Origin of the sequence: Vibrio sp. Vb2131 (assembly GCF_033338535.1) — a bacterium.
Classification (GTDB): Bacteria; Pseudomonadota; Gammaproteobacteria; order Enterobacterales; family Vibrionaceae; genus Vibrio; species Vibrio alginolyticus.
In genome coordinates, this window is sequence record NZ_JAWOSW010000156.1 from 1 (window position 1) to 531 (window position 531).

Consider the following 531-nt stretch of genomic DNA (forward strand, 5'->3'; position numbering starts at 1 on the left):
TGCGACGTTTACGCTGCTTCTCAAACAACTTGTAGTTGTAGTTAAGTGCATTCAACACACCGTCATTGCTCACATCTTTGATTCGAACAGGCACTTTTGCTTTTGCTACCGTTACATGACTGATCCCAGCGCCCATTAAGCCGCCACCAAGAACACCCACTTTTTTCACCGCTGCTGGCTGTGCATCCGTGCCGTGTTCCTTCTTCATTTCAGTAGTCGCGAAAAAGATAGAGCGCAATGCTTTCGATTCGGAGCTCATCACAAGCTCACCAAATCGTTTCGCTTCAAGCTCTTGCCCTTGTGCAAAACCTTTTTCCAGACCGTGTTGAATCACTTCTAGAATCGCGACCGTTGCTGGATAGTTGCCACGGGTCTTCTGGTTGGTTTTCTTCGCAGCTTGTTCGAAAACAAGCTTACGACCTAACCCACTGCCCGACATCAACTTCTCTTTCGTCGATTGCTTTTTCTTGCCCTTGTTCTTGCCTTTGTCGATAAACTGTTTTGCTACGTCGAGCAAAATTGTGTCAGGGA

The 531-nt window shown here is 47.1% G+C and carries 1 protein-coding gene; it reads right to left on the reverse strand.

Going from position 1 to position 531, the window contains the following annotated elements; translation table 11 throughout:
* Positions 1-531 (reverse strand): 3-hydroxyacyl-CoA dehydrogenase NAD-binding domain-containing protein (locus tag R7E38_RS23340; RefSeq protein WP_318082228.1); only part of this gene is annotated, 531 nt, incomplete at both ends.